Below are 3,211 nucleotides of genomic sequence, written 5' to 3' on the forward strand. Positions count from 1 at the left end.
CTGGGTGGCCCGGGTCCTGGCGAAGGGGCGTCGGGACCGCCGTGAGGAGGTCGGGGATGCCCGGTTCCGCGAAGGCGATGACGGTGGCCACGGTGGGGGGTCTGGTGCTGGTGACGGCCTACACCGTGGCTCTGGGGAGCAACGGCTGGCTCTGGTTCAGCTGGGTGGTGCTCGGACTGCTGACCGTGGGGGTCGTGGCGGCCCGGGGCTGAGACGCGGGGCCCTCACCGGCCTTACGGGGCTGATCTCTACCGGGCGGAGGACCCCTTCGGAGCGGATCCCGAGGGCCTGCCCAGCAGCCACCGCCATAACGCCACCCACCACGGGACGCGCCCGGGGGCGGCCGACTCGGGGCCCTCGGTGCCGGACCATGCCGGGGCCGCCGTCTCCTCCGGTATCGAGGGCACCCGCTGCCGAGGGGTGAGGAGGACCTCGACGGGGAGGTCCATGATGTCCGGCTCGGGGCGCCGGGGCATGAACTCCACCGGCAGCTCGACGAGATGGCGGGAGATCCAGGACGAGAGCCAGGTCAGCGCGGACTCGTCCACGGCCAGCCGCAGATCGGGCAGGCGCAGCAGCAGGGTGTCGATGGCGGTGTCCGTGATGGCGCGGCCGATGTCCTGCCCCGGGCATTCATGGGGGCCGCCGCTGAAGGCGAGATGGGACCGGTTGCCGTACATGGGCGCGGCGATGTCGGGGCGGATGGCCGGGTCGACGTTCCCGGCGGCCAGCCCCAGCAGCAGCATGTCCCCGGCCTTGATCCGCTGACCGCCCAGCTCGGTGTCCCCGGTGGCCCAGCGGCCGGGGACGACCGTGAGCGGGGGCTCGTTCCACAGCACGTGCTCGATGGCGTCCGGCAGCGTCATATGGCCGCCGGCCAGGGACGCGCGGAAGCGCGGGTCGGTGAGGACCATGCGCAGCGTATTGGCCATCAGATTGGTGGTGGTCTCGTTGCCGGTGAGCAGCACCAGCCGCAGATGCTGGACCACCTCCTCCTCGGTGAGGCCGGAGGGGTGGGCCAGCAGCCAGGACGCCAGGTCCTCGCCGGGTTCGGCGCGCCTGCGGTCCACCAGGCCCTTGAGGGCGTCGGTGACGTACGCGTCGCTGCGCAGGGCCGTCTCGGTGCCCTTCATCAGGTCCCGGGTGGCCTCGACCAGCCGAGGGCCGTACTCGTCGGGCATGCCCAGCAGTTGGGTGAGGACGAGCATGGGCAGCTGCTGGGCGAAGGCGGTGACCATCTCCGCGCCTCCGTCGGCGCAGAAGTCGTTCACCAGCTGGTGGGTGAAGCGGGTGACATGGCGGCGGATCCCGCGGCGGTCGAAGCGCCCCATGGACTCGGTGAGCGCGGCCCGCAGCCGCTCGTGCTCGTCGCCGTCGGCGAAGGTGCACATGGGCTGCCAGCCGACCACCGGCAGCAGGGGTGAGTCGGCGGCGATCCTGCCGTCCTTCCAGGCGTGCCAGTGGCGGGAGTCGCGGGAGAAGCGGGAGGGGGTGCGGGAGACCTCCAGGTTCTCGCGGTAGCCCAGCAGCAGCCAGGCCGGTATGTCACCGTCGAGCACGATCGGGGCCACCGGGCCGTGCTCGGCGCGCAGCCGCTCGTACAGCCCCATCGGGTCCTTCTCGTTCTCGGGCCCGAGGAGGTCCACCAGACCGCCGTCTCCGTCGGAGAGCGCGGTGTGAGCGGGGCACCGGGTGGGCGGCAGATCGGCGGGCCCGGTGCCGGGGTCGTCGGGATGAGGAGTCACGGTGTCTCCGGGGTCACGGTGTGGAGGGATTGCAGATGGCGCACGAGGGCGAGGAGGGTGTTGCGGCTGGAGGCCCGGTCGCGGGCATCGCAGTCGATCATCGGTACGGAGTCGGGCAGGTCCATGGCCGCGCGCAGGTCCGCCATGGGGTGGACGGGGGCCTCGGGGAACGCGTTGACCGCGACCACGAAGGGCACCCCGCGCTCCTCGAGCCGCCCGACCGCGTCGAAGCTGACCTCCAGACGGCGGGTGTCGATGAGGACCACGGCGCCCAGGGCGCCCTCGAAGAGGCCGTTCCACAGGAACCAGAACCGCTCCTGACCGGGGGTGCCGAACAGATAGAGCACCAGCCGTTCGTTGAGGCTGATCCGGCCGAAGTCCATCGCGACGGTGGTCTCGGTCTTGCGCTCGATCCCCGCGATGTCGTCGACGCCGACCCCGGCCTGGGTCATGGTCTCCTCGGTGGTCAGCGGGCGGATCTCGCTCACCGAGCCGACCATGGTGGTCTTGCCGACGCCGAAGCCGCCGACGATCACCACCTTGACGGCGGCGGCCGCGGAGGCCGGGAGGGTGTCCTCGCTGCGCGGTCCGGCGATTCCCTCAGAGGTTCTGTAGTCCATGCATCACCGCCTGCAGCAGTTCGGGGTCGGGCAGCACGGCGGCCGGGACCGGCGCCCTGACCTCCACCCGGTCGTCCCGCAGCAGCCCCGCGAGGAGCACGGTGACGATGGAGACGGGCAGGACCAGATACGCGGAGATCTCGGCCACCGAGAGCGGGAACTGGCACATCCTCAGCACGGCCGCGGCCTCGGGGGCCGTCCCCGGCTCCGGTTCGGCGCGCGCCACGATCAGGCTGACGAGTTCGACGGGCCGGTGCCGGGGTTCCTGCGGCGCGCGGCCGCGGCTCACGGTGTAGAGCCGCTCCGGGCCGCCCTCGTCCCACGGCTTGCCGGGCTCGCTCATGTCACGCGTCCGTCGACCCGCGGCGGGCTGCTGAGGTGCTCCCCGAGCCGGGCGACGAGATCTCTCATGCACTGGCCCATCAGCCCGGCGTCCACGCTGTCCTCGGCGAGCACCGCCAGATACGAGCTGGTACCGGCCGCCATCAGATAGAAGAACCCGCCGTCGACCTCGATGACCACCAGCCGCATCCGGCCGTCCCCCTCGGGGAATTCGGCGGCGATCGCACCGGAGAGGCTCTGCAGCCCGGCGCAGGCGGCGGCCAGGCGGTCGGCGGTGTCCTTGTCCGTGCCGACCTGGGCCATGCACAGGCCGTCCGAGGACAGCAGGACCACGTGCCGGGTCTCCGGAACGCTGGACGCCAGGTCCCGGAGCATCCAGTCCATGTTGAACCGCGGTTGCGTCACTTGCCTACTCATCCTTGTCCGACGTGTTCGGGGTGCTTGAGCTGTCCGGGGTGCTGGGGGACTTCCGGGGGTCCGGCGCGTCCGTGGCGGCGTCCGCCG

General features: G+C 71.9%; 5 protein-coding genes. 1 reads left to right on the forward strand and 4 read right to left on the reverse strand.

Annotated features, from left to right (window positions below; genetic code table 11):
- Window positions 1-56 precede the first annotated feature (56 nt).
- On the forward strand, window positions 57-212 hold the full coding sequence (locus GWI24_RS42580) for a hypothetical protein (protein ID WP_210951379.1): 156 nt from the start codon (window positions 57-59) through the stop codon (window positions 210-212).
- A 36-nt stretch (window positions 213-248) separates the two neighbouring features.
- Here GWI24_RS42580 and GWI24_RS42585 read toward each other — a convergent pair whose 3' ends face one another.
- From GWI24_RS42585 to GWI24_RS42600, 4 genes are read right to left on the reverse strand one after another with little or no spacing between them, the layout of a single operon-like run.
- Window positions 249-1,745, reverse strand: a complete 1,497-nt coding sequence (locus GWI24_RS42585; RefSeq protein ID WP_210951380.1) for a cytochrome P450 — start codon at window positions 1,743-1,745, stop codon at window positions 249-251.
- Entirely contained in the window at window positions 1,742-2,365 is a 624-nt protein-coding gene (locus GWI24_RS42590; RefSeq protein WP_210951381.1) for an ATP/GTP-binding protein, read from the reverse strand. Before GWI24_RS42590 ends, GWI24_RS42585 begins: the two co-directional genes overlap by 4 nt.
- Window positions 2,346-2,708: a DUF742 domain-containing protein gene (locus GWI24_RS42595; protein ID WP_210951382.1), complete on the reverse strand. Its 363-nt coding sequence runs from the start codon at window positions 2,706-2,708 to the stop codon at window positions 2,346-2,348. Before GWI24_RS42595 ends, GWI24_RS42590 begins: the two co-directional genes overlap by 20 nt.
- Entirely contained in the window at window positions 2,705-3,124 is a 420-nt protein-coding gene (locus GWI24_RS42600; protein WP_037959972.1) for a roadblock/LC7 domain-containing protein, read from the reverse strand. Before GWI24_RS42600 ends, GWI24_RS42595 begins: the two co-directional genes overlap by 4 nt.
- Window positions 3,125-3,211: the final 87 nt, after the last annotated feature.

Source organism: Streptomyces sp. MK37H, assembly GCF_018035285.1.
In the GTDB taxonomy this organism is placed as follows: Bacteria; Actinomycetota; Actinomycetes; order Streptomycetales; family Streptomycetaceae; genus Streptomyces; species Streptomyces endocoffeicus.